23 protein-coding genes and 1 tRNA gene are annotated in these 24,473 nt (G+C 56.3%); 11 read left to right on the top strand and 13 right to left on the bottom strand.

Annotation, left to right across the window (positions count from 1 at the left end):
* Positions 1-192: 192 nt before the first annotated feature.
* Together BLS30_RS05690 and BLS30_RS05685 are read left to right on the top strand one after the other, a co-directional pair.
* A complete protein-coding gene (locus BLS30_RS05690) occupies positions 193-1,476 on the top strand; it encodes a GTPase family protein (RefSeq protein WP_090227130.1) in 1,284 nt (427 codons plus the stop codon).
* The gene (locus BLS30_RS05685) at positions 1,473-3,047 is read left to right on the top strand and encodes a GTPase family protein (protein ID WP_090227128.1); all 1,575 of its coding nucleotides are present in this window, start codon (positions 1,473-1,475) and stop codon (positions 3,045-3,047) included. Before BLS30_RS05690 ends, BLS30_RS05685 begins: the two co-directional genes overlap by 4 nt.
* A gap of 60 nt (positions 3,048-3,107) precedes the next feature.
* On the opposite strand, the gene BLS30_RS05680 is transcribed toward BLS30_RS05685, so the two are convergent.
* From BLS30_RS05680 to BLS30_RS05670, 3 genes are read right to left on the bottom strand one after another with little or no spacing between them, the layout of a single operon-like run.
* On the bottom strand, positions 3,108-3,515 hold the full coding sequence (locus BLS30_RS05680) for a hypothetical protein (RefSeq protein ID WP_046477063.1): 408 nt from the start codon (positions 3,513-3,515) through the stop codon (positions 3,108-3,110).
* A 20-nt stretch (positions 3,516-3,535) separates the two neighbouring features.
* Positions 3,536-3,766 (bottom strand): glycine zipper domain-containing protein, encoded by a 231-nt coding sequence (locus BLS30_RS05675; protein WP_052743706.1) that lies wholly within the window; start codon positions 3,764-3,766, stop codon positions 3,536-3,538.
* Positions 3,767-3,823: 57 nt separating this feature from the next.
* Entirely contained in the window at positions 3,824-4,114 is a 291-nt protein-coding gene (locus BLS30_RS05670; RefSeq protein ID WP_046477065.1) for a DUF883 family protein, read from the bottom strand.
* Between the two features lie 223 nt (positions 4,115-4,337).
* Between BLS30_RS05670 and BLS30_RS05665 the strand changes: the two genes are divergently transcribed.
* On the top strand, positions 4,338-4,841 hold the full coding sequence (locus BLS30_RS05665) for a DUF883 C-terminal domain-containing protein (protein WP_046477067.1): 504 nt from the start codon (positions 4,338-4,340) through the stop codon (positions 4,839-4,841).
* 66 nt (positions 4,842-4,907) lie between these two features.
* Positions 4,908-6,065: an AI-2E family transporter gene (locus BLS30_RS05660; protein WP_052743707.1), complete on the top strand. Its 1,158-nt coding sequence runs from the start codon at positions 4,908-4,910 to the stop codon at positions 6,063-6,065.
* A 45-nt stretch (positions 6,066-6,110) separates the two neighbouring features.
* Here the strand turns inward: BLS30_RS05660 and BLS30_RS05655 are convergent, their stop codons facing one another.
* Positions 6,111-6,578 (bottom strand): DoxX family protein, encoded by a 468-nt coding sequence (locus BLS30_RS05655; RefSeq protein WP_046477068.1) that lies wholly within the window; start codon positions 6,576-6,578, stop codon positions 6,111-6,113.
* 129 nt (positions 6,579-6,707) lie between these two features.
* Entirely contained in the window at positions 6,708-7,427 is a 720-nt protein-coding gene (locus BLS30_RS05650; protein WP_244512365.1) for a pirin family protein, read from the bottom strand.
* Between the two features lie 110 nt (positions 7,428-7,537).
* Here BLS30_RS05650 and BLS30_RS05645 point away from each other — a divergent pair, with 110 nt between their 5' ends.
* Entirely contained in the window at positions 7,538-8,443 is a 906-nt protein-coding gene (locus BLS30_RS05645) for a LysR family transcriptional regulator (protein WP_046477072.1), read from the top strand.
* A gap of 24 nt (positions 8,444-8,467) precedes the next feature.
* Here the strand turns inward: BLS30_RS05645 and gcvT are convergent, their stop codons facing one another.
* From gcvT to BLS30_RS05630, 3 genes are all read right to left on the bottom strand, one after another.
* Positions 8,468-9,646, bottom strand: a complete 1,179-nt coding sequence (gene gcvT / locus BLS30_RS05640) for a glycine cleavage system aminomethyltransferase GcvT (protein ID WP_090227122.1) — start codon at positions 9,644-9,646, stop codon at positions 8,468-8,470.
* 358 nt (positions 9,647-10,004) lie between these two features.
* Positions 10,005-11,576 (bottom strand): inorganic phosphate transporter, encoded by a 1,572-nt coding sequence (locus BLS30_RS05635; RefSeq protein WP_090227119.1) that lies wholly within the window; start codon positions 11,574-11,576, stop codon positions 10,005-10,007.
* A 70-nt stretch (positions 11,577-11,646) separates the two neighbouring features.
* Positions 11,647-12,066, bottom strand: coding sequence for an NUDIX hydrolase (locus BLS30_RS05630; RefSeq protein WP_090227118.1), 420 nt, complete (start codon positions 12,064-12,066; stop codon positions 11,647-11,649).
* Positions 12,067-12,419: 353 nt separating this feature from the next.
* On the opposite strand from BLS30_RS05630, the gene BLS30_RS05625 reads away from it, so the two are divergent.
* From BLS30_RS05625 to BLS30_RS05605, 5 genes are all read left to right on the top strand, one after another.
* Positions 12,420-12,701 carry a hypothetical protein gene (locus BLS30_RS05625; protein WP_046477078.1) on the top strand — a complete coding sequence of 94 codons (282 nt, stop codon included), beginning with the start codon at positions 12,420-12,422 and terminating at the stop codon, positions 12,699-12,701.
* A gap of 268 nt (positions 12,702-12,969) precedes the next feature.
* Entirely contained in the window at positions 12,970-14,100 is a 1,131-nt protein-coding gene (locus tag BLS30_RS05620) for an efflux RND transporter periplasmic adaptor subunit (protein ID WP_052743708.1), read from the top strand.
* A gap of 14 nt (positions 14,101-14,114) precedes the next feature.
* Positions 14,115-17,249 (top strand): efflux RND transporter permease subunit, encoded by a 3,135-nt coding sequence (locus BLS30_RS05615; protein ID WP_046477080.1) that lies wholly within the window; start codon positions 14,115-14,117, stop codon positions 17,247-17,249.
* 417 nt (positions 17,250-17,666) lie between these two features.
* Positions 17,667-18,119, top strand: coding sequence for a nucleoside diphosphate kinase regulator (gene rnk / locus BLS30_RS05610; RefSeq protein ID WP_046477082.1), 453 nt, complete (start codon positions 17,667-17,669; stop codon positions 18,117-18,119).
* 384 nt (positions 18,120-18,503) lie between these two features.
* Complete coding sequence (locus BLS30_RS05605; RefSeq protein ID WP_090227115.1) at positions 18,504-20,291, top strand: potassium/proton antiporter; 1,788 nt, start codon at positions 18,504-18,506, stop codon at positions 20,289-20,291.
* Between the two features lie 224 nt (positions 20,292-20,515).
* On the opposite strand, the gene BLS30_RS18410 is transcribed toward BLS30_RS05605, so the two are convergent.
* The 5 genes from BLS30_RS18410 to BLS30_RS05580 form a co-directional block, all read right to left on the bottom strand.
* A complete protein-coding gene (locus BLS30_RS18410; RefSeq protein ID WP_280140614.1) occupies positions 20,516-20,908 on the bottom strand; it encodes a hypothetical protein in 393 nt (130 codons plus the stop codon).
* Between the two features lie 196 nt (positions 20,909-21,104).
* Positions 21,105-21,353, bottom strand: a complete 249-nt coding sequence (locus tag BLS30_RS05595; RefSeq protein ID WP_090227108.1) for a hypothetical protein — start codon at positions 21,351-21,353, stop codon at positions 21,105-21,107.
* On the bottom strand, positions 21,346-21,648 hold the full coding sequence (locus BLS30_RS05590) for a hypothetical protein (protein ID WP_090227106.1): 303 nt from the start codon (positions 21,646-21,648) through the stop codon (positions 21,346-21,348). Before BLS30_RS05590 ends, BLS30_RS05595 begins: the two co-directional genes overlap by 8 nt.
* Before the next feature lie 266 nt (positions 21,649-21,914).
* Positions 21,915-22,334, bottom strand: coding sequence for a DUF2267 domain-containing protein (locus BLS30_RS05585; protein WP_090227103.1), 420 nt, complete (start codon positions 22,332-22,334; stop codon positions 21,915-21,917).
* Positions 22,335-22,559: 225 nt separating this feature from the next.
* Positions 22,560-22,636, bottom strand: a tRNA-Arg gene (locus BLS30_RS05580).
* Between the two features lie 379 nt (positions 22,637-23,015).
* Here BLS30_RS05580 and BLS30_RS05575 point away from each other — a divergent pair.
* Positions 23,016-24,458, top strand: coding sequence for a mannose-1-phosphate guanylyltransferase/mannose-6-phosphate isomerase (locus BLS30_RS05575; protein ID WP_046477085.1), 1,443 nt, complete (start codon positions 23,016-23,018; stop codon positions 24,456-24,458).
* The last annotated feature ends 15 nt before the right edge of the window (positions 24,459-24,473 follow it).

Here is a 24,473-nt window from a genome sequence, read left to right as displayed (position 1 = left end):
TAACGTGGCTCCCGCTAGAGGACTGACAGCTTAAGCTGTGGTTTCCTGACGAGAGGGAAAACGTCAACTGCCGCTAACCAGAAGCCACCTGAACCTTCAATGAAGTTGCCACTTTCAAACGAAACGAAAGCACGCTTCCAGGAGTTTTCAATAGAGTAGCGCGGACACGCTGCTCCCGATCATCGAGGTCGAATGCCCAAATCAGACAACGGTGTTTTCGCGCAGGCCTGGAAGCGTCTACCCTGGTCCCAACGTTCGCGGAACACCGAAACAGACCGGCAGAAAACCGCTCAGGCTCAAGAACTGAGGGAAGATGAGCGCGTGGCTGAACAGGCTCGATCCCTGGCGCCAGTCGTATGGCTTTTAGGCAAGGTCCAATCGGGCAAAAGTTCGATCATTCGCGCACTGACCCCCACGGCCGACGCGCCCGTAGGTTCCGGCTTCCGGCCATGCACTGCATCAGCGCGAATTTACGACTTCCCACCCGAAGCGCCTCTCATCCGCTTCCTCGACACGCGCGGTTTGGGTGAAGCGTCCTATGACCCCAGTGAAGATCTTGCCTTTGCAGAAGCCCACGCGAACTTACTCATTGTTGTCATCAAGGCGCTTGATCACCAGCAGCAAGCGATTATCGACGCTCTGAAGCAAGTCCGTCAGCGTCACAGCTCTTGGCCCATCATCGTTGCGCAAACCTCGCTCCATGAAGCTTACGATCCGTCGATGCAGCATCCGGACCCTTATCCTTTCGCGACGACGGATCCGTCCAAACTCGCAGCTGCAGGCGTCCCGAACGATCTGATCCGAAGTCTCGCTCATCAACGTCGTATGTTCGAAAACCTGCCAGGCGACGGGCTGATCGCATTCGTACCCATAGATTTCACCAAACCAGAAGATGGCTATAAGCCGGTCGAATATGGCTTGACCGCACTTCACGAAGCTCTCGAACGGATAGCACCTCAAGCTCTCGTTACAGCGCTCACCGAAGCACGCAGTGACGCCGACGAACCAATACGGCGACGCGCCCGTCCCTATATTCTAGGTTACGCCACAGCGGCTGCGGCTGCAGACGTGGTACCCATTGCAGGCGCGGTCGCGGTCCCGGCTGTACAAGCGAAGCTTCTACATAAGGTCGCTGAGCTCTACGGAATACCGTGGGACCGAAGAGCCTACGCTGAGTTCGCCGCTGCTCTGGGCGGCGGTCTCTTAGCACGTTACGCCGGCAGCTACGGAATACGCCAACTCGCAAAGCTAATCCCCGTGTATGGACAAACAGCAGGTGCCGCAGCAGCCGCGGCCATGAGCTTCACCACGACATACGCTCTCGGCCGTGCCGCCTGCGTCTTCGCACGACGCCGAAAAGCCGGATCAAGCGAACCAGGGGCTGTACGTCTGGCTTATGCAGAAGCGCTGGCCGAAGCTCTGCGCATGGTAAAGGATCGGGAATTTCCTAACCCGAGCGGAGACTCCAGCAAATGACCGATCGGAAGACGAAAAGTCAGTGGGGTGCAACCTACGTGCGCGCCGCTATGCTGCTGATCGCATTGGTCTTGCCAATCACCTCACTCGTAATACTCGGCAGCATTTGGCTTTGGCAGAACAACGCGATCCTCATATGGGCCGCCGCCGCATGCGGGGTTACATTGGTCGTCTATGGGCTTGAGCGTTGGATACTTGGAAGCACGATTACCCAAGCCGACAAACTGGCCCAAAAGGACCCAGCGCGCCCAGAATCCGACATCCCCGCGGATACCGACCCAATGTGGACAGCCCGCGAACTCGAAGCCTGGGACGACGTGAATACTTTGGCGGAAAATGTTGCGACTGACCGTCTGACAAACCGCGACGCAATAATTGAACTGGGAACGAAAACGGTAGAAACCGTCGCGCGCCGGATGCATCCATCAGCGAAAGATCCGTTATGGCGCTTCACCGTCCCCGAAGCTTTGGCGTTAGTGGAACGGGTCAGCGGCCAGCTTCGTGGCTTCTTTAACGACTCGATACCTTACGGCGATCGTCTCACCGTCGCCCAGGCACTCAGCATTTACAGGTGGCGATCAGCCATCACCATTGCCGAGCGGGCGTACGACATCTACCGCATCATACGGGGCGTCGTGAATCCGCTTTCCGCAATCGGTGGCGAAATGCGCGAGCAAGCACAGCGGCAGATGCTCGACAACATCCGCATCGCGGCCTCAAAGAAGATTGCGCAAGTCTACGTCAAGGAAGTCGGCCGCGCCGCGATAGATCTTTACAGCGGCCGCATGAAGGTGACCGCGAGAGAACTCGAAACAACCGTAACCAACACCACGCGTGTTGATAGAGAAAGCATGCCAGCGCTTGCAGAACCGGTGCGCATTCTGATCGCAGGCCAAACGGGTGCTGGCAAATCGAGCTTGGTCAACGCCCTCTGTGGCGACGTGAGCGCCGCGATAGATGTGCTGCCCACACCTGCCGGCTATACGTTTCACGAGCTACGCCGCGACGACGCCCCCGCGGCACTTCTCGTGGATGGCCCCGGGGTCACTGAAGAGGGTGAAGCGTTGGCGCGCTTGATCGAGCGTGCAACAGCCTCCGACCTTGTGGTGTGGGTGATCTCAGCGGCCCGGGCCGACCGCGAAACCGACCGTAAAATTCTCAGCATGATTAGAGATAAGCTCCAAGCATTGACGGATCGCGCACCCCCGCCTGTCGTGTACGTATTAACGCACATCGATAAACTGCGACCTTTCAAGGAATGGAACCCGCCATACGATCTTGCCAAGCCCTCAAGCCCTAAGGCTGTAGCGATACGCGAAACTATGGGCGCAGTGGCTGAAGATCTCGGCGTTCTCCCGGAGGAGATCATCCCGGCCGTCCTAGCTCCCGAGCAGACATACAATGTCGACGCGATTTGGGGGCGTATGTTGGACGTAATGCCCAACGCGGAGCGGTCGCGTCTTCTGCGCTGCCTAACCCAATCGGCCTCCGATCGCCCGCGTTGGCGCACGCTCTGGTCACAGGCAGTGAATGCTGGTCGAGTTCTCACGACAAAGCTGTCACGAAATTAGCCCACCGGACAACAATCCGATGGGCTATGCAGACAACTGATACGCCGATGTACGCCGTCCTTACTTGCGCATACCCCGAACACTTCGACCAGCGCTCAGCCCCAGCATGAAGGCGCTCAATCCAACCTGCAGCGGTCCAAAATAATCAACAGCCGCATGGGCCTCTTCATCGACGGCATTCATGGTGCCGTTTTCCTCGCCGTGTGCCTGTCTTTCAAGCCAGGTCAAGATCGACGGCGCGAAAAACGCCGCGACGCCGAAAACCGCGCAGATCAAAGCTAAGAGCACTGCACTCCACACAGGCCCGAGCCACGGCGAAAGATACAGGTATGCTGCCATCATGAGGAATACGAGCGCGAGCGTACACAAGACCGCACCGGTTGCGCCCCACACGACCTTCCGCTCAATATTATCGACGGTGCGTTTAGCAACACGTGTGCCGAGGTAGCCGACGAGGTTTGTCAACATGGATATCCGTTCCCGACTATTTATCGACGGGCAATGAGCGCTAAGACAAAGCCAACTCCGGCCGCGATACCTGCGGCTGCAAGGGGGTTCCGCCGGATTGCATCTTGCAGCTGATCAAGCTGCTCTTTGGCTTGATGCTGAGCTTGTTCGATTGCTTCGCCGGCTTTGGCTTGCAGACCTTGAAAGTCCCCGTTGCCTGAAAGCCGCGAACCACTCTCTGTGCTTGCTATGGGGTCACGATAAGTCGCCATTTCACTGATACCTTATGAAAGATGAAAAACGCAGCGGAAGTCCGTTGACATTCACGCTCAGCGAACGATCAACAAACCAACAAGAAAGCCCACACCTGCTGCGATCAAAGCCGCTTGGGTTGGCTTCTCGCGGATAGAGCGCTCCAGCTGACCAAGGCGCATCTGTGCACCTTCTTGCGCGTCCTCGATAACGCCGCCGAATTCCGAACCCGCGAGTTTCTTCACCGAGCTCGCAAGGTCTGCGATATCGGCGCGAATAGCTTCGTAGTTATCTTTAATCTCTCGCCGTGCTTCCTGCGCCTCAGGCTTTGCTTCAGCATTCGAAGCGGGATTGAATTGTGCGGACATGGGAAAGATCCTTTCTGCTCTGCCAGCGCCAAGATGAAACGTGACTTGAGAACGTTCGACAGCCTGGCGAGTTCCGCACTGACAAGAGCGGTCCGCACAAACAACATGGTCTCTATTGGGGAACCTCTCGCACGCTCGCACGTTGTTCGGTTCACTATTTATAAGTCGTAGGTTCGCCTCGCCCTGATCTTCCGGAACTCCAAACAACTAAAGGGATCTCGATATGTCGAATCCGCAATCAACCGGTTCCTTTTCTGCACAGTCAGGATCGACGATGAATGTCTCGGACACCGCTACCAACGACCGCGGAACGGATCTCAATCTCAAAGAGATGCGTGAAGATCTGACCCAACTTGCCGGCGTCGTAGCCCAAGTTGCTGACCGCCGCATGGCGCGCGCACGTGCAAAAACTGAAGTCGCGATGCGCGAGCATCCCTGGACAACTGTATCCCTTGCCGCAATCGCCGGGTGCTTATTGGCATTGGCAATTACGCCAAGGCGTCGTCAACAGACATCCGCCTTCTCGAGATTGCCTGACTTTCAATTGCCTGACGTCAGTCGTTACATTCCCGTCTCGGCGATTCCGCAGTATAATTTCAAGCCAATTACGTCGCGTCTTGAACAGGTCGCCGATTCAATTTCGCGCATTGATACCGAAGCCGCCACGCCGGCGATTGAAAAAATTCGGGATTGGTTCAGTTCCGCAATGTCTCGGCTCCGCACCTGATTTTATCGAGGGGTAGATCGTCGCGGAACATCAGGTGACAAGTCAATAATACCGGAAAAAATTTTCATGGCGCAAAATACGGTGGGTAGTGCGCTTCCCTCAGCGGCGGAGCGCGCTGAAGCGCCGACTGGCCCAAATTATGACACCGCCCCTCAAGCTCCCGCTGAGGTGAGACGGTTCACACAAAGCTTCGTGCAATTCTCAACCATCGCCCTGTTCGTCATGGCGCTGGGCATCTGTCTGTATCTTGGACAGTACATTTTTGCCCCTGTCGCAGCTGGCGTTCTGGTTGGCTTCACGTTCGGACCGATATCGAGCTGGTTGGAACGGCGCGGCATCCGTCCGAGTATAGCGGCCGGCGGTATTGTCCTGAGCCTAGTGACATTGGTCGGGTTTTTGATTTTCGCACTCGCTGTCCCGCTGGAAAACTGGTCGAGCCGCCTGCCCGAAATCACTCACGCCATCGAACGTCAGTGGCTAAAGGTCAAAGAGCCAATCGACAAACTGAAACAGGTCGAGAAGCAAGTCTCGGATGCGGCGAAATCAGAGCAAGCCCAACCGATGGAAGTTACGGTCAAACCGCAGGGGATTATTACCGATCTTATATCCTCAGCGGCGGACATGGTTGCGAGATTGCTGATTTTCGTCGCAACATTCTATTTCTTTCTCGCGACGCGGACGAATTTGAAACGTAGCGGATTGCGCTTCCTTCCGACACGAAGGCTTCAATTTAGCGTTGCACGTATTGTGCGCGACACCGAAGCTTATTTGTCCCGCTACGTCGCAACGATCACAGCCATTAATTTCGGCCTGGGCGTTTGCGTCGGAATCGCCATGTACGCCATCGGCCTCCCGCAGCCCTACATGTGGGGAGCGCTGGCCATGGTTCTCAATTACGCGGTCTACGTCGGACCAGCCGTTATGGCGGTCATCCTACTCGGCGTCGGACTTCTCACATTCCCCGACTCGGTAATGGCCCTGGCGCCACCCATCGCGTACATCGCCCTCAACGGACTCGAGGGACAATTTGTAACCCCAGCCATTCTCGGCGGACGGCTGACGCTCAATCCGCTCGTCGTCTTCGTCTCTATTGCATTCTGGCTTTGGCTTTGGGGACCGATCGGCGCGTTCCTCGCCGTTCCAATTTTGATCATCGGTTCAATGACGCTCTATCATCTCGTACCGAACGTGAAACGACGCTCTCGCCCAGCACCAACGAAATGATCAAGCCAGACTGCTTCCCGGCTCGATCACTTAGAGGCAACACGCTCAGTACTTCCAGCCGACGGCACGATCCACCGAGTACTCCCCGCCGCCACGAATGACGATGGCAAGCGCCACCAACCCCCAAAGCAACGGATACTCGATGCCACCGTTGGTCCAGAAAAAGCCGTTGCTCCAATGAACTGCGATGACGGCATAGCTCATCAGCGCGACAACCGCGGCGGCTGAAAGCCGGGTCAAAAACCCAATCGCCAGAAACAGACCACCGACAAATTCGGTCAGTCCGGCGGCGCCTGCAAACAAAAGGCCGGGATGCAAGCCGAAGGTTTGTTCGAAATATTGCGCCGTACCAGAAAGGCCGCCGCCACCAAACCAGCCAAACAGCTTTTGTGCGCCGTGAGGCATTAGAATTAGACCCGTCGCGACACGCACGATCGTCCAACTCAATTCCGCGCTGGCCACGGATACACGGTCATCGGCGATAGCTCGACTGGTATGGATATTTGTATTCATCTTCGTAGCTCCTGAAGGAATTTCCTGAAAGAACCTCCGAGAACCGCCGCCCGCGCGCCGGTATCCACACCGGACTAAACCGACAAGGTCACAGGCTCACGACCGGCGATCTCGGTAGAGTAACCGCAATTAGATGGCCATATCGAACAACAAGATCTCAGCCTCATCGGAAGTTCCTGTCAGCTCGATCTTGCCCGGCTGCCCAATCGCAGCGCCATCTCCAGCTTTTAGGTCTTCTCCGTTGACCGACGCGGAACCGCGGGCGATATGAACCCACCCGATACGACCCCGCGCGATCTCATGCGTGATCCTTCCGCCCTTTCCAGGCAACGTCGCATAAAGATCGACGTCTCGATGAATGATCACAGAACCTTCACGGCCATCCCCCGAACCAACGAGTTTCAGAACACCGCGCTTGTCATCGTCGCTGAAGTTTTTCTGCTCATAGCTCGGTTCAAGTCCGCGAGACTCGGGAATGATCCAGATTTGCAGGAAATGGACCGGCTCATCTGCAGACGCGTTGAATTCACTATGGCGGATACCCGTACCGGCAGACATCCGTTGGACGTCGCCAGGACGTATCACGGATCCCGTGCCGAGGCTGTCGACGTGTTCCAAAGCACCATCCAGCACATAGGAAACGATTTCCATGTCGGCGTGCGGGTGTGTGGGAAACCCACCGCCGCCAGCGACCCGATCATCATTGATAACGCGCAATGGACCAAAACCCATGTGTTTGGGATCATGATAGTGACCGAACGAGAACGTGTGCCGGCTGTCGAGCCAGCCAAAGTTGGCACGCCCGCGCTCCTCAGCTCTTCGCAGTGTCAGCATGGCAAACCTCTTCATTTTGCATCCAGGCCATAGCGCCCAGCATCTGGAGAGATATTTGACATCCGTGACGCATGGATACAATTGGGAGGATCAAACCCAAACTGCTTCCAAAACGGAACCAATAAATGGATAAGCTCGACGCCATGAATGCCTTCGCGAAGGTCGTTGCCACCGGCAGCTTCGCCGAGGCAGGCCGCGAACTGGGGCTGACACGATCGGCCGTCAGCAAAGCGGTGATGGAACTGGAAACTCTCCTCGCCGCTCGGCTTCTTGATCGCACCACGCGCCGAGTCAGCCCGACAGAGGCAGGCCTGGCCTACTATGAACGCTGCATTTCGATCCTGGCCGAGGTCGAAGAGACAGAAGCCCAAATCTCGCGTCTTCATGATGAACCGCGAGGCATCCTCAAGATCAATGCTCCAACATCGTTCGGAACGCTTTACCTGGCCGAAAGCATCGCCGAGTTCATGCAGCTCTATCCGGATTTATCCGTCGAGATGACGCTCAATGACCGCTTCATCGATCCCATCGCCGAGGGCGTCGACATAACGATCCGGATTGGAGAACTCACCGACTCAAGCTTGATTGCGCGACGACTTGCACCCGCACGTCTGGTACTCGCAGCCGCGCCGGCATATCTGGAGAAGCGCGGGATTCCAACGCATCCCTCAGAGCTATCCCGCCACGACTGCCTGACATACGGCTACGCCACAGCCATGCAGCGATGGCGTCTACGAGACGGCGAAAAACTTCTCACGGTCCCGGTAAACTCAAAAATGTGCTGCAACAATGGAGAGATCCTGGGCGTTGCGGCCATCGCCGGCCACGGTATCACCAGCCTGCCAACATTCATTATCGGCCCAGCGATCCGGGCAGGCGACCTGCAAGTCGTACTCGCAGATTATCCACCAGACGATTTGAGCATATCGGCACTCTATGCACCGAACCGATATCTCGCGGCGAAGACGCGCGTCTTCATCGATTTCCTGGTCAAACGCTTTGGTTCAAAACCACCCTGGGAAATTGACTGAGGAACAGTGCCCTAAGCACCGACATCACTTAGACCGTAAACTGTTCCCATTTCCACGTCTGTAGTGCGGGGCAACAAACGGCAGCTCAACAACCATAGCCGGCAAGAATTGCCCGCGAACTTCCGCAACGACCCCGGCACCCGGAACGGCAAACGAAGCATCCACGTAAGCCATAGAGATTGGTGCACCGCCAAGGCTTGGACCAAACCCGCCCGAAGTGACGTTTCCGACAGCCAGTTCGTCTTCCTCCTCAGCGACCAGGAGAGCGCCGGTGCGCAGAGGTGTCCGCCCGAGAGGTCTTAACCCGACGCGACGCCGCCCTGTACCATTCTCGAGCTGCTGTAAAATCACGTCGGAACCGGGAAATCCTGCAGGGCGAGTGCCACCCGGACGACGGCATTTCGCAATAGCCCAACTCAAGCCGGCCTCTACGGGTGTTGTCGTTTCATCGATGTCACAACCATACAGGCACAAGCCCGCTTCCAAACGAAGCGAGTTGCGCGCACCCAATCCAATCGGGGCAACGGCCTCGTGCTCGAGCAACGCCTCGGCAATCTCACGGGCTCTGTCGGCCGGAACGGAAATCTCGAAACCATCCTCACCGGTGTAGCCTGATCTGGAGACCACACAAGACGCACCAAGAATTTCGAACTCCGCGGCCTCCCTGAACCGCAGCTCGGCACAACGCGGTGCGACATCGGAAAGGGCGACCTCGGCTTCGGGCCCCTGCAATGCGATGAGCCCGCGGTCGAGAGGCTCAATCGAGCACTCATCTGAAATGTGCTGCTGCAGGTAGGCTTCGTCAGCACTCTTGCGGCCCGAATTTGTCACGAGCAGAAAATGGTCTCCACCATGAATGACGAGAAAGTCATCAAGGATCCGTCCGCGTGAGTTCGTGAAGAGACAATAGCGCATCTGGCCTACACTCAGGCCGGCAATGTCAGCCGGAACGAGCCGTTCCAGGGCTTCCGCGGCATCTGCCATATGGCCAGATTTTGGGCGTATCCGGATCTGTCCCATATGCGAGATGTCGAACAATCCGGCCTGGGTGCGCGTGTGTAAATGTTCCTTCAACAGCCCATTACCAAAGTGCAACGGCATGTCGTATCCGGCGAACTCCGCCATATGACCGCCAAGCTCTATATGCAGGTCATACAAAGGTGTAATTTTCAATTCCTCAGTTTCAACCGAGTCATCACTCATAGTTAGGCTCCCGGATACATTCGGCGCGCGCCGACCCCTTAGGGATCTGCAAGCGGAGCCGAAGCCGCTCCCGTCCATACATGTTCGGACCGTTACTGCCTAATGCAGTATTCTATCATTCTTGACAGGGTCTCGGCCAAGCCGGCGCCCTCCCAGTGTTGGCTCTTCGGATCGTTTCTCGATTTCCGGTGGCATATTGAGACACACGGTTCTGCCACGGGCCAACTTACATAGCGGTGCAAGGATGGTGCGCCTGCCTGTCGCAGTCAACCCTACTAGAGCTCAAATTGCTTCAAACACGCGGCTCTTACGTCGTTCGTTCAAAAATTTTGATATCATTCGATAAACAAACAGCAACTCAACCCTGCCAAAGCATAATGACGGTATAGAGGATGGCCGAAAGGGTTGCCGCTGCGGGAACCGTTACGAGCCAAGCTGCGACAATGACCATGAAGTGCGAGCGGCGAACAAGCTTCCGGCGCTGCAACTTTTGGGGGTCAACCACGTAGTGGCGCGCCGTCTGTTTTTTCCCTTTGTTCTTCTTGAGCATGTACTCGCGGCGGCGGCGGCTGTGGGTCGTATAATATTCACGGAAAAACCCAACCCCGAAAACCGCACCGACCGCGATATGCGTGGAACTAACCGGCAAACCCAGCGCTGAAGCGAGAATAACGGTGATCGCCGCGGACAGCGCGACGCAATAGGCGCGCATCGGATTCATCTTCGTGATCTGCTGACCGACCATTCGTATGAGCCGGGGCCCATAGAGAAATAGGCCGATACTGATACCCAGCGCTCCTATGAGCATAATCCAAACAGGAACATCCACAGCCGCCCCGACAGAACCTTGCTCGACTGCATTGAGAATAGCTGCAAGGGGGCCGATCGCATTCGCAACATCGTTGGCACCGTGGGCGAACGACAACAATGCTGCCGAACAGATGAGCGGAACATGAAAGAGCTTTCGCAAGGACCTGTTACGGTTCTCCATCCCCTCCGATTGCCGGCGAATGAGAGGCCGCAGAACTGCCAATGACACGAAAAACGTCGCGACGGTGGTAAGTAAGAGCGTCGTTCCGTCGGGCTTCCAAATGTGATTGAGCCCCTTCATTATCAGATAGGCCGTAAACGACGCGGCCATGATCGCAATAAGGATCGGGACCCAGAAACGCGCCGCATCAATCTTGTCGTCACGATAAACGATGTACGTTTTAATGAAGGCTAGAAATATCGCGGCGATCACGCCGCCCAGCAAAGGTGATATAACCCAGCTTGCCGCAATTGCCCCCATCGTCGTCCAGTTCACTGCACCGAAGCCGACTGAGGCAATGCCCGCGCCCACGACTCCGCCAACAACCGCATGCGTCGTCGACACTGGCGCACCGATATAGGTCGCAAGGTGAATCCAAAGTGCTGATGACAACAATGCGGCCATCATAGCCCAGACAAACTGCTGCTCACTCGGCAGAACGCTGGGACTGATAATCCCTTTGGCAATGGTTTCGACGACGTCTCCACCCGCGATAAGCGCACCAGCGCACTCGAAGATCGCCGCAATAATAAGTGCGCCAAACAACGTCATCGCGCGTGAACCCACCGCGGGGCCAACATTGTTGGCGACATCATTCGCGCCGATATTGAGGGCCATATAGCCGCCGATAACCGCGGCAGCTATGATGACGACAGCGTTCGGTTCCGCACCGATGTAAATTGCAGCAACGCTTCCAGCAAACGCGAGAAACAGCAGCGCCAAGCCTGGAGCCATAAGCCCGAAGGAAATCGAGCGGGTCGCTTCCTCAAGGTGTGCGATCTTTCGCAGATCTTTATCAAGAGAGGCTTTGCGCAAGACCGGCCGAGCCACATCGCCCGCCTCGTCGGTTGCAGGTGTTGCGCTCCCTCGAACCAGTCTGCCGTCGTTGGAAATTGTCATTGAACTTTATGGACCATCGTCAAGATCGCGGCGTCAACGCTCGGCTTCAAAGGAATTACGGTCGTGCGCCTCATACTTCCTCGTATGCGAACGCAGCAATCAAATTGGCTAAACCGCGTTCGCTGACACGGTTTGCAGCGTCATGCGGAACAAGCCAAGCAATTTGACGTTGCCGCCGCTCCGGCCAATCGAGAAGTTGACGATCGACATGCAGCGCGAAAACGCTAACTCGACACTTTGCATAAGCAAAAGCATGTAGTTTCTTACGATATTCGTACGATCCGAGGACTTTTTCGCTTATCGTCCCTAAGACGCCCGCTTCCTCGAAGGCCTCCCGTGACGCAACCGTCGAGTCCGGCATACCGACCTTCGACCAACCTTTCGGGATGATCCATCGTTTCGTTTCCCGAGTGGTCACAAGACAAATCAGTGGCTCGTTGTCGACAACGACGTAAGGCAAAGCTCCGTATTGTACGAGTTCGGTTTTCATAACGCCTTTTTCAGGTTCCGCCGTGGCGCAACCTCCCTCCCGTAGTCCCTAAGGACCTCGGACAACGCAAATCCTAATTCACACGGCGACTGATGCGACCGCCACCCACTGTCCCGTGCCCTATTCCGCCCTCTATGTGCATCATCCTGCGCGGCAGGTCATCCCAGAACAGTCGATTTGTCCAATCTGACTAAAAGCCTTTTAACAAGTTATCTCGGTCAGAAAAGGCGAACGAAGCGCGAAAAAACCGACAAATCAGCCGTGCACGCACGCACGAGAAAACAGCCAGCATCCCCCTTGCCAACCACGAATCAGGTATGTTTTGCCGATCGGCCAAATCGGAGAGACGAGCCATGTCCGTGAAGACGACCCTGGTCCTACCCGGCAAAAAGTTGTCCGTTCCGCGGTTCTTCAAAAGACTTATCCAAATCGCTTCCGCCGTAGCATTAACGGCGTTGGTCGTATTGGCCGTCGTCGTAGGCAATGGTCTGTTGGTCGCTAAAGGCAAGACCTTCAAAGGATTCGACACTTGGCTGGCCTTTATCTACCGAACTGACATTCTGGCCACGATGATCCTCACGGCGGTTGTCACCGTGCTGTTTGTATATTGGCAACGCGATCACGAACGTCGCTGAGGCCCTAGCCCCCTCACGCAACAATAAGTTTACCTACTCTCCCTGGACCTCATCCGTCTGCGCACGTATGTCATTGTTTGGCCCGTGAGACGATGCTTCACGGGCCAAACATTATGCGCTGGAACCGCGAAACTCAGCTTGGTTGAGCCCCACCTCTATCGTAGGTTAGCCCAGCGTGCCGTTACCGGCACCTTCCGAGCCAATCTTGCTTATAAGGTCTAAACGGGTTTTACCCTCAGCCATTGAACTCCTGTGAGGAGCCGTCTGAATGACGCCGAAGCCTATTCTCACCGTTCTCGCCATATGCCTTTCGGTGTGTTCGGTATGGCCAAAAGAAGCACGCAGCCAAACGCCTGGAGCCAATCAACCGCCACCAAGCGTTATCGTGGACGCGGTACACAACCAGGAAATCTCGCCACAACAGACGTTCACCGGACGTGTGCAAGCCATCGACAAAGTCACGATTAAGGCGCGAGTTTCAGGCTTCATAAAAAGTCGCGGCTTCGAAGAGGGGGCCGAAGTCAAAGCCGGACAAATCCTGTTCGAACTGGAACGTGAACCCTATGAAGCAGCTGTTGAGTTGGCCAAAGCCAATCTCGCCAGCGCTCAAGCCGGACAAGCGCTCGCCCAAGCCACATACGACCGCATTAAGCCTCTGACAGACAAGGGAACGACGTCTCAAGCTACGCTGGACGACGCCGATGCGAAGCTGTCGCAAGCCAAAGCCGCCGTCGAAGCCGAAAAAGCTAATCTAACGAAGGCACAACTCGATTTGAATTACACGGTCATCCGATCCCCTATGGACGGAAGAACAGGCCGCGCGACTTATGCAGTCGGTGAGTACGTCACGCCCAGCAGTAATCCCCTCGTGACTGTCGTCCGGCAGGACCCGATGTACGTCGCGTTTGCGGTGCCGCAGCGTGTATTGCTCCACGCCCGCCGTGAAGGCTTCAATTCAGATAACGTCATTGTCCGGCTAACGCTTCCAGACGGCTCAATTTACAAGCACGATGGTTCCATTAGCTTCGCCGAAGTGGAAGGCAATGCGGGCACGGACACGGTGACAATTCGCGCGTCCATTCCCAATCCAGAGCGCCTCCTCGTCGATCAGCAGCTCCTTGGCGTATCGGTTATTTCCAAAACAGCCGAAAAGAAGCTGGTGATGTCTCAATCAGCCGTCCTACTCGATCAGGAGGGGGCCTATGTTCTTGTCGTGAACAAAGATAACAAGGTTGAGATGCGACGCGTTGAGCTCGGAGACCAAGTCTCGCCGAACGTCATCATCAATAAAGGCCTGGAGGAGGGTGACCGCGTGATAGTCAGTGGACACCTGAAGGCACGGCCGGGCTCGCTCGTCGAGCCACATCTCGCAAAAGCAGACATCTCGGCTCAGAACTAAGGCGGCGCTCAGCGATGATTTTTGACGTCTTCATTCGTCGCCCACGTCTGGCGATGGTCATTTCCATTGTGATGACCCTCGCTGGGGTCATCGCTACACTTGTTATTCCTGTCGCCCAGTATCCAGACATTGCCCCACCAACGGTTCGTGTCAGCGCCAACTATGGCGGTGCAGACGCGGTGACGGTGGAGGAAAGCATCGCTCAGCCGCTCGAGAACGCCATCAACGGCGTCTCGGATATGCGCTATATGAAGTCGACCTCGTCCAATGATGGCTCTTACAGTCTGACGGTCGCTTTTACGCTCGGAACCAACCCCGACATCAACACGGTCAACGTTCAGAACCGTACGGGTCTCGCAACTTCGAAATTACCCGAAGAGGTCCGCCGTACAGGTTTGACGGTAGCCAAGGTTTCAACTGACCTTTTGCAGGTCTTTCTGTTCCACTCACCTGACGGCAGTAAAGATCAGCTCTTCCTCTCAAACTTCGTAAACATCTCCATTCTGGACGAGATCAAACGCGTGCCCGGCGTTGGCGATGCCTCCATCTTCGGTGCGCGCGACTACTCCATGCGTATCTGGATTGATCCCGAGCGTCTGGCTAACTTCGATCTCTCGGCGCAGGATGTCATCCAAGCGATCCAGTCGCAAAACGTGCAGGCCGCAGCGGGCCGCATTGGTGCCGCGCCATTGTCTTCTGACCAGCGCATGCAGCTTTCGATCGTCACACAAGGCCGTCTTGTGTCCGAAGACGAGTTCGCAAACATTATTGTCCGCGGCGGTGAAAACGGCGCCTTCGTCCGTGTGAAAGATGTGGCGGACGTCAAGCTCGAAGCCGCCTCGTTTGACTCCGAAGCCCGTTATCAAGGAAACCCCGCCGCCCCTGTCGGTGTGTATCTATCACCGGGTGCAAACGCCGTGTCGGTTGCACAGGCCGTTACTGACAAACTCGAATCCCTGAGACCGCGGTTCCCCGAGGGGGTCGAATTCGAGTATGTTTACAACACTGCTGAGTTTGTCGGCGCCATGATCGAGAAGGTAATCAGTACTCTTCTCGAAGCGTTCGCACTCGTGGCTATTGTCGTCTTTTTGTTCCTCGGCCGTTTCCGCCCAACAATCATTCCGCTCATTGCCGTTCCCGTAGCGATCATTTCGACGTTCGCGGTCCTGCTTGCCTTCGGCTATTCGGCCAATACCATTTCTCTCCTGGCTCTCGTTCTCGCCATTGGTATCGTCGTCGATGACGCCATCATCGTCGTCGAGAACGTCGAGCGCGTCATGCACGAGGAGCCGCACCTCACACCGGCCGAAGCCACAAGCAAGGCCATGTCGCAGATTGCTGGACCGGTCATCGCAATTACGCTGGTACTATTGTCGGTGTTCATTCCTGTGGCGTTCTTGCCCGGCTCATCAGGTGTCCTCTTCCGGCAGTTCGCCGTCACCATTTCGGCCGCGATGGTCATTTCGGCCATCAACGCTCTGACGTTGTCGCCGGCTCTGTGCGCCGTATTCCTGACACCCGGCGCTCCAAAAGGCATCATGGGCCGGATCACCCGCGGCATCGATCACATCGGGGATGGCTACGCAGCGCTAGTCTCTAAGGCAGTCAGGGTCGCGATGCTGAGCATCGTGGCGCTCGCGGCCGTAGCCGGTCTGACCTATTGGTTCTTCTCTCAAACGCCCTCTGGCTTCCTCCCCGACGAGGACCGCGGGTTCATCATGGCCATCGTTAATCTTCCTGCCGGTGCGTCGCTGAATAGAACTTCTGAGGCCGCCGCCAAAGCAGAAGCGATCGTTTCAAAAGATCCAGCCGTCGACGGCGTTACCACAATTCTTGGTCTCGACTTCCTCGGAGGCGGCGCCGCTTCCAACGCGGGCGTGATGTTCATTCGCTTGAAACCGTATGGCGAGCGCGAAGCACGGAACATGGGTTCTACAGCAGTTGTTCGACGGCTCTATGGACAGCTCTCGACGATTCCGGATGGCAATTTCATACCGCTCAACCCCCCATCAATCTCTGGTCTTGGTCAGGTAGGTGGCTTTGAATTCATGCTGGAGGCCCTCCAGGGACAAGAAGCCTCCGACATGGCGGGGGCTATGCGCGGGCTCATCGTGGCTGCAAACCAGCAACCTCAATTGACCTCGGTCTTCTCCACGTTCGACGCTGAAACACCGATTGTCCGGCTCGATATCGATCGCGATAAGACACGGGCGTTGAACATCAACCTCGCCAGTGTCTTCGCTGCACTCCAGTCAACACTCGGCGGCTATTATATCAACGACTTCAACCTTTATGGCCGCACCTGGACGGTACGCATTCAAGCCCAGCGCCAGTTCCGCGGCGCTATCGACGACATCTACGGCGTGTACGTCAAAAATGCCGCCGGAGAAATGACCCCTATGTCGGCCATTGCCACCGCGCGACTAGATGTCGGCCCCCGTACCCTCACGCGCTACAACAACTACCGTGCGATCTCGATTAACGGCCAGGCTGCCCCTGGAATTGGCACAGGTGAAGCCATCACGGTCATGGAGCAAGTCGCAAAGAGTACCCTGCCCCCAGGCTATTCGTTCGAATGGACGGGACAGGCGCTCGAGCAGATCCAATCCGCAGGCCAAACACCGATCGTGCTCGGACTCGCAATAGTCTTTGCTTTCCTCTTCCTCGTAGGCCTTTATGAGAGCTGGACGATCCCAATTCCCGTGGTCCTCTCGGTAACTGTCGCCATATTCGCCGCACTTCTTGGACTGTGGCTCGTCGGTCTGAGTTTCACGCTTTATGCCCAGATCGGCATCGTCGTGTTGATCGCTCTGGCTGCCAAAAACGCTATTCTGATCGTCGCGTTTTCCGTCGAAAGACGCGCCGAAGGTGAAAGTGTTCTCGAGTCTGCGATCAACGGTGCCCGCCTGCGTTTCCGGCCGGTTATGATGACGAGTATCGCGTTTATCATGGGTCTGATCCCACTCGTACTAGCGAGTGGGCCCGGCGCCGGTAGCATGTTTGCCGTTGGCGTCCCGGTCCTGGCCGGCATGCTTGGCGCGAGTATTCTCGGCATCTTCATCGTGCCACCGCTCTACGTGATCTTCCAGAAGATGAGAGAACGCTTCCACCGAGCGACCGGAAGAAAACAAACTTCAGAGACGACCTGATCTCACATCGGCACGCAAGCTGAGCTTGGCAGTTGGCGAGGATCGCCTCTCCAACCTCAGCTTGTCCGCTGCCAAATTCAGCCTTTTTTTCCTGCGACGATCTAAACTTCGTTGCAGTCGGCCCAGAAACAGCACTGCAAGCTCTGGCTTGACAACAGTCGCGGAAACCCCAAACTGATCGTTATGAAAACTTTGGCCAGCATTAGTGCGCCACGTGCGCTTCGGATTCTGCTCATCGCAGAATAGTAACCCCAGCTCGGCCAACGCGCACCCTCCGAGCCTGGGGCGCGTCTTTCCGATACGCAATTGCTCTTAGCGGAAAGTTCCGCATATCGGCCTCGGTGCGCAACCGCCTCAACCATTTCATTTGAACCGTAGGACAAGTCCACGGACAAATATCGCAAGGTGCGCCTAGCCATGACCGACACCATTCAATTTCCAAAAAAGCCCGGCATCATTGTCAGTGACGCAGATCAGCGCCGCCTGACGACACTCGCGACAACGGCACTCGATCGAGCGCCGGAAGTTGCCGAAGAACTGCTCAACGAAATGGAGCGTGCGGAAGTCGTTCCCGCTCAATCCGTTCCCCCGACAACGGTGCAGATGGGCTCAACCGTCCTCTACAAAGCCGACGACGGGCGCGAGCGCCGGGTCTCACTTGTCTTTCCAGGCCAGGCCGATATCGCGGAAGGAAAGATCTCGATTCTGACACCAATCGGCACGGCCCTCATTGGACTGTCCGAAGGGCAATCTATTTCATGGATGACGCGTGATGGTCATCGCCGATCCATGACCGTCGTCAAGGTTGAAGGAACCATCGACACACTTCCACCGACGGACGATACGGACCCCGGTCCTGCTGCCGCATAGAGAAGTCTGATGCCACGGAGACCGGCGCAACGCCGGTCAATCCTTTCTCGCTCCGGAAGTTGTTCTCACAATCGCTTCGCCCTGCTGCGCCTCAGTTCAATTTCAATTCAACTGCGTATCAATCTCCCAATTCTGCCTCGTCCCCCGGCAAGAGCCTCAATTTTTCTCAAACTTCCAGTAACCGTGCGCATTTTTCCCAGTAACACGGTGTTCTGACCTCTAGACAGAACCGCACGGTCACGTACGATAGTTCGGGCATTCCTCGCATCGATAACGTCGCTGGTCTGTCGTCCTAACGGGACTTCCGACTGTTGGTTTGCGACGATACGCTCGCCGAGATCGGATCGCTTTAATGAACAAGCCGGAGAGGAGATCGAGAACGCAATGCTGACGTCCATGTACGGAATAATCATAGTAGGATCTTCACTACTGATTATTTCGGCATTGACGAGCATCATCGCTTTCCGCTTCGGTGCCCCGCTTCTTCTCGTCTTCCTCTCCATCGGCCTGCTTGCTGGCGAAGACGGTATAGGGGGTATCCAATTTGACGATGCAGAATCCGTCTATTTCTTCGGCAGCATAGCCCTCGCCATCATCCTCTATGACAGCGGTTTCAACACCAAACTGCAGTCCTTGAGGCTCTCGGCAGGCCCATCCCTACTTTTGGCAACTGCAGGCGTGGTCATCACCGCCAGTATCGTCGGGCTCGCCGCACATTTTGTCTTCGGCTTCTCATTACTGGAAGGCATGTTGCTTGGCTCGATTATTGGATCGACGGACGCCGCCGCGGTCTTCTTCCTTCTTCGCGTCGGTGGCGTGACAATCCGCGACCGCGTGCGTTCGACTCTGGAAGTCGAATCGAGTTCGAACGACCCGATCGCTATCCTACTCACCACCGTATTTGTCGAACTTCTCGCACGTCCTGATACACCCTCAGGGCTGCTCGCCTTCGCAATAACCGCGTTCCAACAAGCCGGGTTGGGCTTGGCATTCGGCGTACTGGGGGGCTTCGTAATTATTCAGGTGGTCACCAGGCTAAACCTCGAAGCAGGCCTCTACCCCTTAATTACATTGGGATTGGCGGTGCTCTGCTTCGGTATAACCGGCATGGTCGGCGGCAGTGGCTTTGTTGCCGTTTTCGTCGCTGGTGTCATTGCAGGCAATGCCAAATTCAGCGGCATCATCTCGCTCCGTAAATTCCAGGACAGCCTGACTTGGGTTTTCCAGATCGCAATGTTCTTGTTACTGGGGCTGTTGGCTAGTCCCTCCCAGTTTCCAGACGCCATCGTGCAGGGCATTGTCGTCGCTGCGGTGCTGACCTTTATCGCCCGGCCCATCGCCGTCTGGTTATGTCTACTCCCCTTCAACTATCGGCCACAGGATACCGCGTTCATTTCCTGGGTCGGCCTGCGCGGCGCCGTATCGGTGTTGCTTGCCGTGCTACCAATCACAGGCGGCCTGCCAAGCAGCCAGCTGTATTTCAACATTACATTCATTGCGGTGCTGGTATCACTGCTTCTGCAGGGTTGGACCATACGTCCGGTCGCCCGCTGGCTGGGGCAGATCGTGCCACCGAAAACCGGTCCGCTGGAAAAGATAGAACTCGAGCTCCCCGGCGGCACATCCCATGAGCTTGTATCTTACCGTATCGTCCCCGACAGCCCCATCGCAACTGGCGCAAGGTTACCGCGATGGGCCCGGCCATCGCTCATTCTCCGCGATGGCGCTTCCCTACGATTGCATGATGCCGGACGGCTCCAGACCGGCGACCATATCTACATCTTCACGCCACCGCGTCTCGTCCCAATGCTCGACCGTCTCTTTGCCAGCGCCGCAACGAGCGTGGATGAAGATGATCCGACACTGTTCGGGCAATTCCAGCTGGACCCAACGCAGCCGTTGGAGCGGCTGGCAGACATGTATGGTGTGCGTTCAAAGGTTGGTTCAGAATTGACCATTGCCGAATACATGGAAGACCGTCTGTCAGGGCCACCCGAACCCGGCGACCGCGTGGATTTCGGGAGTATGGATTTGATTGTCCGCGACATCGACGGCTCGGGACGCATTAAAGCGGTTGGCCTCTATCTTGGGCCCGAATACGAGCCCGTCGACAATCAACCGTTCTTTATCCGGTGGCTTGAGGCCCTGCACTCATTCCGCTCGAAAAAATAGAACGCCGACAAAGCCCCATCGCCCCCATTCCGGCAGCGGCAGCCAGTTCGGATTTCGGGCCGCAGATCAGAATCGCACGGAGAGAACGGCGTTCACTCCGTGATCGTACGCGTCCGAGGCAAGCTGGCCGGAATAAGAAAAGTTCAAGCTGGAGTTTACAGCAAGATTGAAGTCGATACCCGCCTCGATAAGCGCTGTGTCATCGGCAATAGGAGCTCCGGCAATTAAAAAAGAACCGCTGCCGACGACACTGTGCGCGGCCAGTGGGACAGTGGGACAGTGTCGCCGAAGGCGTGGCGCCAACCGAGCAGACCATGCGCAGCAGCCGTAACACTGCCGAACGTCATCATCGTGGAAGCTCTGAGACCGATGCCAATCGAATTACCTGGTGCCAGTGTACCGTTATTGATCACACCGCCGCCGAGAGTACCGTTGCCACCCAATACGCCACCGGGTCCAACCATCACTTCGCTGGCAAGCGAGCCGTTCACCAGCAAGGTTCCATCGTCGACCGTGGTGTCAACTGTGTAGGTCCCGGCGCCGGTAAACGTCCAGGTCCCGCTTCCGATCTTGCCGATGGCGCCGAAGCCCTGGTACTGGCCGCCGGGGCCGACCACTGACGCGTCAAAAGTGCTGTCGGAGTTTCCGCCAAAAGACAACGTGTCCGCAGCGCTGAATGCAACGACGTTCCCGTTATCGTAGAGCCTGCTTCTAGGATTAGCGTGTTGGTGCCGCCCGTAAAATGAATCGCATCTGCGCGGGTAGCCACATCTCCATCCAACCCTCCGGCGATGGTACCGCTATTCGTGATCGTCAAATCGCTGCCGACGATACCAATGCCCCCGCACCGTCGGAGCCATCGCTCCCGCCAGCACCGCCTACACCTCCTGCACCGCCAATTATCGTCCCGAGATTCTCAAAGGTGTCATCACTAGTCGCCTCGAGCACGACAGCCGCTCCGCCAGTGCCGCCCGAAGCACCATCATCGAACAACGCATCGACGGTCCTAGGAAACGGTCCGGGAAATCCGAGCGCAGTCACTGGCGTGTTATTGTTATTCATGAGGGTGAAGTCGTCGATCACCGTACCCCCCCTGACCAATGGTCAGGGTATCGTTCGTGCCGGTAGTGGTCGCCGAGACTTCGAGAGTTGGAAACGCCGCTTCAATCTTGGCCGCAATATCTGAAAGCGTGTCAGCTGCGTTAATTGTGATTGTCTGGGTGACACCGTCGACCGTTACGTCAAGCGAATCTCCCGCAGCAGTCCCAGCCTGGCCGGCAAGCGCAGCGGTACCGTCGAGACCGAGGGTGGTGCTGATAGCTGATTGGACATCTCCCGCGATAAGCGAGCGAACCACAAACCTGAGCCACCGTTCATTTCTCAGCCCCTTCTATGCCCCGGGGCATTTAATACGGAATCTGCGTCCCTTGACTTCAGCGCAACCTTTCAAGGTATCGCGTTATCGACCCGGCCTACCTGCCAAATCGGACACGCCCTCCCGCAGCCCATCATAGAGTTGACAACGGGACGTGATTCGCTTGCAGAACTCAATGTCTTTGTGCAGAGGAATGCCGGAGGTTGATCTGCACATTGTCAAGGCCGGTGACTCGACAGGACGCTAACTCATCGCCGCCAAAATTCGGATGCCTCTTGCGGAAGGGATGCGATAACCTGCTCGAAGGCCTCCTCATCGATGTTCTTGCGCAAAGCTATTGCGACATCCCGAATGGAAGTCTCCGGTGAGAAATTGTGATCCTTTCGAAGGGCCTGCACTTCGCGCGTCATTTCGCTCCGACCATCAAACGGACGCTGCGGCTCATCCGTGTCCCAATCACTGACGAAAATCGCGCGCAAAAGAGGAGGAAGCACGCTGGCGAAGCGTATGCCATCCTTCAAGCTAAGACGACGACGGAACACCAACATCACGCCTTGAACCATCGTGTAGGTCTGATTGCGCGTCGTGAGCCCGGATGCATCTCGCGCATCAGCAAGAAACTTCTCGAAATCCTTTGAGGCACACTGCAGGTCCATCGGTATCGTCATAACGGTTACGCTTTTCTCCGGTTCAATTCACCCTGGGACCACCGTACGAACACACGCCGGAACGAACCAACGCACCGGTCGTCAATCCACAGTCCTTAACGACCAGATCAACGCGCCAAAGAAGTTGGCGCTCTCAAAGAGTACAGTTGAGACGATCGAGCGCAAATCGCGCGGCCGCACCGGGGGCGGGCCAAGGCACAAATAGGATTGCATGCACCAAAGAAATGGTGACCCCGACTGGATTCGAACCAGTGACCCTCAGATTAGGAATCTGATGCTCTATCCTGCTGAGCTACGGGGCCTGACCACGTCCTCGCCAAGATGACCAGATCTATGCGAGGTTCTCCAGCTCGATTAACCGTCTCACGCTGAGAACGTCAATAGAGCCAACAAACGTTAAACTAACATGCTTCGGTCTCGATCAAACAACCGTGGCTGCAAATGCTCGAAAAGTTCTCTAACTTCAGCGGTAATGGTTCCCGCTCTACCCACGCGCGTGGCCAAACCATCGCTCTGAACAAACGGAAATTAACTGCGCTGACACATTCGCGGTCATGTTCACCATCGTGTTAGAGAATTTTTTTCAGCTCGGTAATGTCAGGCCTGTAGAGTGGGCGTAGGGCTCGGTCACTCACCGCCCCTGCGGTTCCCCCAAATCTTAATCGGAAGGTGTTGAACGGTATGGCGACGATTACGCCAGTGATCCTATCGGGCGGTTCCGGCACGCGCCTATGGCCACGCTCGCGGTCCATGTACCCCAAGCAGTTCATCCGCTTCCTCAATGATCAAGAAACGAGTTTCCTCGGGGCAACCCTGCGCCGCCTTCCCGCGGAAGAAGGATTCGGCGCACCCATTCTCTCGTGCAACAACGACCATCGATTTCTGATCAAGGAAGAACTTGAATCTGCCGGGATAGAAGCCCAGGCCATCGTTCTCGAACCTGCTGCCCGCAATACGGCGCCAGCGATCGCCGCCGCGGCCCTTATCGCAATGAAGAATGATCCCGAGGCCATTCTCGCGGTCATGCCATCCGACCACATCATCGGCAATGAGACCGCTTTCCGTGAAAGTATATTGGCTGCGGCCAAGGTCGCCAAATCCGGTCGCCTCGTTCTTTTCGGAATTACGCCGTCCGAAGCGAATACGGGATACGGTTACATCCGCCGAGGCTCACCGTTCACGGAGTTCAACGGCGTGTTTCACGTCGACGCCTTCTTTGAAAAACCCGATAAAAAGACCGCAGAACAATACCTCGCTTCCGGCGACTACTTTTGGAACAGCGGCATCTTCGTTCTGCGGGCCGGGACGTTCATCAACGAACTCGCAAACCTCGAACCCGGCATTCTCAAAGCGGCAACCGCAGCTGTCCAGAATGCCGAAACCGATCTCGGCTTCCTCCGCCTTGAGGCAAAGGCATTCGCTTCGGCGCCCAGTATTTCGATCGACTATGCCGTCATGGAGAAAACCGATCGCGCCGCCATGCTGCCCATCGACGTCGGCTGGAACGACGTCGGCTCATGGTCGTCTCTGTGGGACGTCGCGCAACACGATGCCGACGACAACTACATCAATGGCAACGCCGTAACGGAAGGAACGCAAGGCTGCTTTATCCATTCCGACAAACCGATCGTGGCCACCCTCGGCGTTGAAAATCTCATCATCGTCGATACGCCGGACGCATTGCTCGTCGCTGATCGCACACGCGCTCAGGATGTATCGGGCATTGTCAAACGCTTGAAAGATGAAGGCCGCAAAGAGCACGAACAACACGTCCGCAACTACCGCCCTTGGGGTTTTTTCGAAACCCTGAGCTTAGCGCCACGGTTTCAGGTCAAGAAACTGCACGTCAAACCGGGCGGCAAGCTTTCCATGCAAATGCACCACCATCGCTCCGAACACTGGATCGTGGTGCAAGGCACAGCCAAGGTCGTTATCGGCGACAAGGAATCGCTGGTTCGGGAAAACGAGAGCGTCTACATCGTCGCCACGCAATGGCATCGCCTGGAGAATCCCGGAAAGGTCCCGCTGGAACTGATAGAAGTGCAGATGGGTAGCTATCTGGGCGAAGACGACATCATCCGTTCGGACGACATTTACAAGCGCTCTGCTGAGGAAACCAAATAGAGGGGGAAGCTCGTA

This window comes from Filomicrobium insigne (assembly GCF_900104305.1).
Classification (GTDB): Bacteria; Pseudomonadota; Alphaproteobacteria; order Rhizobiales; family Hyphomicrobiaceae; genus Filomicrobium; species Filomicrobium insigne.
The sequence above is the reverse complement of the archived record's forward strand: the minus strand, read 5'-3'. Positions and strand labels throughout refer to the sequence as shown.

What these genes read in the sequence shown, in the direction of transcription:
- BLS30_RS05660 (WP_052743707.1), top strand. Translation starts at nt 4,908, where the DNA reads ATGGCGCAAAATACGGTGGGTAGTGCGCTTCCCTCAGCGGCGGAGCGC.
- BLS30_RS05690 (WP_090227130.1), top strand. Translation starts at nt 193, where the DNA reads ATGCCCAAATCAGACAACGGTGTTTTCGCGCAGGCCTGGAAGCGTCTA.
- BLS30_RS05680 (WP_046477063.1), bottom strand. Translation starts at nt 3,515, where the DNA reads ATGTTGACAAACCTCGTCGGCTACCTCGGCACACGTGTTGCTAAACGC.
- BLS30_RS05605 (WP_090227115.1), top strand. Translation starts at nt 18,504, where the DNA reads ATGCTGACGTCCATGTACGGAATAATCATAGTAGGATCTTCACTACTG.
- BLS30_RS05675 (WP_052743706.1), bottom strand. Translation starts at nt 3,766, where the DNA reads ATGGCGACTTATCGTGACCCCATAGCAAGCACAGAGAGTGGTTCGCGG.
- gcvT (WP_090227122.1), bottom strand. Translation starts at nt 9,646, where the DNA reads ATGAGTGATGACTCGGTTGAAACTGAGGAATTGAAAATTACACCTTTG.
- BLS30_RS05575 (WP_046477085.1), top strand. Translation starts at nt 23,016, where the DNA reads ATGGCGACGATTACGCCAGTGATCCTATCGGGCGGTTCCGGCACGCGC.
- BLS30_RS05630 (WP_090227118.1), bottom strand. Translation starts at nt 12,066, where the DNA reads ATGAAAACCGAACTCGTACAATACGGAGCTTTGCCTTACGTCGTTGTC.
- BLS30_RS05585 (WP_090227103.1), bottom strand. Translation starts at nt 22,334, where the DNA reads ATGACGATACCGATGGACCTGCAGTGTGCCTCAAAGGATTTCGAGAAG.
- BLS30_RS05650 (WP_244512365.1), bottom strand. Translation starts at nt 7,427, where the DNA reads ATGAAGAGGTTTGCCATGCTGACACTGCGAAGAGCTGAGGAGCGCGGG.
- BLS30_RS05620 (WP_052743708.1), top strand. Translation starts at nt 12,970, where the DNA reads ATGACGCCGAAGCCTATTCTCACCGTTCTCGCCATATGCCTTTCGGTG.
- BLS30_RS05670 (WP_046477065.1), bottom strand. Translation starts at nt 4,114, where the DNA reads ATGTCCGCACAATTCAATCCCGCTTCGAATGCTGAAGCAAAGCCTGAG.
- BLS30_RS05595 (WP_090227108.1), bottom strand. Translation starts at nt 21,353, where the DNA reads ATGAATAACAATAACACGCCAGTGACTGCGCTCGGATTTCCCGGACCG.
- BLS30_RS05665 (WP_046477067.1), top strand. Translation starts at nt 4,338, where the DNA reads ATGTCGAATCCGCAATCAACCGGTTCCTTTTCTGCACAGTCAGGATCG.
- rnk (WP_046477082.1), top strand. Translation starts at nt 17,667, where the DNA reads ATGACCGACACCATTCAATTTCCAAAAAAGCCCGGCATCATTGTCAGT.
- BLS30_RS05645 (WP_046477072.1), top strand. Translation starts at nt 7,538, where the DNA reads ATGGATAAGCTCGACGCCATGAATGCCTTCGCGAAGGTCGTTGCCACC.
- BLS30_RS05615 (WP_046477080.1), top strand. Translation starts at nt 14,115, where the DNA reads ATGATTTTTGACGTCTTCATTCGTCGCCCACGTCTGGCGATGGTCATT.
- BLS30_RS05655 (WP_046477068.1), bottom strand. Translation starts at nt 6,578, where the DNA reads ATGAATACAAATATCCATACCAGTCGAGCTATCGCCGATGACCGTGTA.
- BLS30_RS05685 (WP_090227128.1), top strand. Translation starts at nt 1,473, where the DNA reads ATGACCGATCGGAAGACGAAAAGTCAGTGGGGTGCAACCTACGTGCGC.
- BLS30_RS05635 (WP_090227119.1), bottom strand. Translation starts at nt 11,576, where the DNA reads ATGACAATTTCCAACGACGGCAGACTGGTTCGAGGGAGCGCAACACCT.
- BLS30_RS05625 (WP_046477078.1), top strand. Translation starts at nt 12,420, where the DNA reads ATGTCCGTGAAGACGACCCTGGTCCTACCCGGCAAAAAGTTGTCCGTT.